This is a genomic window from Brevundimonas sp. (genome assembly GCF_035561115.1).
Classification (GTDB): Bacteria; Pseudomonadota; Alphaproteobacteria; order Caulobacterales; family Caulobacteraceae; genus Brevundimonas.
Window position 1 is genome coordinate 1 of record NZ_DATMYH010000077.1, and the last position, 2076, is coordinate 2076.

A 2076-nucleotide genomic window follows, 5' to 3' on the forward strand; every position below is an offset into this window, starting at 1 on the left:
ACATCATAGGGCGCATTGACCGTCTGATCGGCCCCCGGGTTCGGCCGCCAGCCGCCCGAGAAACTGTTCCCGTCCGCCGCGAACCGGCCCGTGAAGGTCGCGTCCATCGGCGGCTTGCGGATCGATATGGTCAGGTCGTCGCCCCGCACGTCCCACTGATAGGGCCAGGGCTCGGCCGCCATGTTGGAAAAGACCAGCGAGGCGAAGGCCCCGGTCTTCGGGTCATGACCGATCAGCTCGTGGCTGAGGATCGGCATGCCGTCATAGTCCATCTCCATGTCGTGCCGCAGGAAGAAGCGCGCGCCGCCCCGGTCATGCAGCCACCGGAACGTGGTCGTCCCCGTGATGCTGTCCCGGTCGGCGCCGAGCGGCCGCCCCTTCATCGTCCAGGTCCCGATCAGCCGCTCCAGCCGCTTCAGGGCCGGGTCCGGCCTCGGGGTTTCATCGCCCTTCGCCTTGCTGTCGTTCGCCATGACGGCGTCCTTTCGACGCGTCTTCAGGCCCCCGGCCGGGTCAGGCCGGGCCGGTGCGGCCGGTCCTTCAGGCGCAGCCACGGCGCCATGCCCCAGGCGATCGGAACCGAGATCACGAAGGTGGCGGCGATCATCCACCAGATGGCGGTCAGCAGCTGCGAGGCCCCCAGCGGCGCGACCAGCAGGCCGATCATGCCGAGGCCGAACAGCACCGCCTGGATCATCGGCCAGATCAGGGCGGCGATGGCGAAACGGGTGCGCATGGGAACTCTCCGGCGGCGTGCACGGGAGAACGGCCCCGCGGCCCCGGCGTTCCCGGACGGCGTCGGCGCGGACCATCCCCTCAGCGCTCGCCCGGCTCCCACCACATGCGCAGGCCGTTGGTGACGATGGTGACGCTGAAGGCGCCGAATTCGCTGGGGCCGCGCTGGCCCTCGAACTCGTGCTCGCGCTTGACCCAGGCATAGCCGAACCGGATCGGCGGAATGTGCCAGCCCGCGCGCATCGGCACGCGCGGCGTCCGCAGGGCCGCCCCCAGGGTGTATTCCGGCACCAGCCGTTCGCGCTCGACCGAGGGCGTGTCGCCGAAGGTGTTGCCGTCCAGGAAGACGTCGCGCCCCACCGCCCGGGCATAGGCGCCGGCGAACAGATAGAAGGCCGGGTCGCCGCCGTCGAAGAATTCGGTCCCGGCCGCCCCGGGTCTCAGCCGCTGGGGCCCGAAATCGCCGGCCAGATTCAGCCCGACCCGGCCGATCACCCCGGCCCCGGCCGAGATCTCGACATTGCCCACGGCCGCCGTGCCCAGGCCGATCACGTCCGCGCCCCAGCCGCGCACGGGCGCCGTCGACAGCCGCCGCCGCCACTCGCCGTGCAGGTTGATCCCGATCTCGTTGTCCAGCTCGCTGGCCCAGCCGTTGACCGAGGGGGCGCCGATGACCTTGTGCCATCCGTTCTGCAGCGGACCGGCGTGGGCGTCGGGCCCGATGACGCCGAGCTGGACCTCCAGCCCCACCACCTGGTCCTGCGAATAGGCGACGCCGGCATAGCTGCCGTACAGCCAGCCGGCGTAGGGCCGGTCGTTGGGGTCGGGGATGACCGGGTTCTTGTCCTCGGGCGTATACATATGCTGGCCCAGCCCCATGGTGGTGCGCAGCCGCCAGTCCCGGCGTTCGGCCTCGGGCACGAACTGCAGCAGCGTCCGCCCCAGCGGACCGCCGCTGCGGTCGCCGGTCAGGACCGACAGCTTCATCCCCTGGGTGTAGTAGCGGTCGGTGTTGTCGCCCGGCACGAACAGGTCGTTCTCGACCGTCAGGGACACGCCGCGCCCGTTGGCCTCCGGGTACTGGTACCCGTCCTGCGCCTGCGCCGCCGCGCCGCCGCGCCGCCCGGCGCCAGCCCGGCCACGCACGCTGCAACTATGATCCAGCCCCTCATCACGACCCCCCGTGTTGACGGCCCAGTGAAGCACCGCGGGCGAACTCGCGCAATAGTAGTGCGCCGCGCGTCGGGAACGGGGGGCTCACGCCTCCTCCCCGATCGCTGCGCGAACCGGGAGGAGACCGGCGGTCGGGACTTTTTCCTGGCGCCCGGAAACCCGCTCCCC

At 71.2% G+C, this 2076-nt stretch carries 3 protein-coding genes; all 3 read right to left on the reverse strand.

Going from position 1 to position 2076, the window contains the following annotated elements; all coding sequences use genetic code 11:
* A partial coding sequence (locus VN378_RS09885; RefSeq protein WP_325743367.1) for a DUF1579 family protein occupies window positions 1–473 on the reverse strand: 473 nt, incomplete at its 3' end.
* A 23-nt stretch (window positions 474–496) separates the two neighbouring features.
* Window positions 497–736 (reverse strand): hypothetical protein, encoded by a 240-nt coding sequence (locus tag VN378_RS09890; protein WP_325743369.1) that lies wholly within the window; start codon window positions 734–736, stop codon window positions 497–499.
* A gap of 80 nt (window positions 737–816) precedes the next feature.
* The gene (locus tag VN378_RS09895) at window positions 817–1881 is read right to left on the reverse strand and encodes a lipid A deacylase LpxR family protein (protein ID WP_325743371.1); all 1065 of its coding nucleotides are present in this window, start codon (window positions 1879–1881) and stop codon (window positions 817–819) included.
* Window positions 1882–2076 lie beyond the last annotated feature (195 nt).

What these genes read in the sequence shown, in the direction of transcription:
- VN378_RS09890 (WP_325743369.1), bottom strand. Translation starts at nt 736, where the DNA reads ATGCGCACCCGTTTCGCCATCGCCGCCCTGATCTGGCCGATGATCCAG.